A 299-nucleotide genomic window follows, 5' to 3' on the forward strand; every position below is an offset into this window, starting at 1 on the left:
AAGTCTCGGGTTACCGGAAGAAGAGAAACTCGCTCTGGCAGCACTTCATGACACTGCAAGGGAACGGCAGAAGCAGAAGTTTCTGGAGGGATTTTTTATTGATGTTGCCTCTATTCCCGGCGCTGGCCCTGCGCGTAAAGCGGCGTTACGGTCTTTTGGTATTGAAACAGCAGCAGATGTTACCCGTCGTGGCGTTAAGCAAGTTAAAGGGTTTGGTGATCATCTGACCCAGGCGGTCATCGACTGGAAAGCGAGCTGTGAACGCCGTTTTGTGTTCAGGCCGAACGAAGCGGTAACGC

Annotated in this window: 1 protein-coding gene; it reads left to right on the plus strand. The window is 52.5% G+C overall.

Annotated elements, in window-relative coordinates; genetic code table 11:
• A partial coding sequence (locus tag RTW80_RS28560; protein WP_409415336.1) for a helix-hairpin-helix domain-containing protein occupies positions 1-299 on the plus strand: 299 nt, incomplete at both ends.

Source organism: Escherichia sp. AM3 (assembly GCF_032029835.1).
GTDB lineage: Bacteria > Pseudomonadota > Gammaproteobacteria > Enterobacterales > Enterobacteriaceae > Escherichia > Escherichia coli.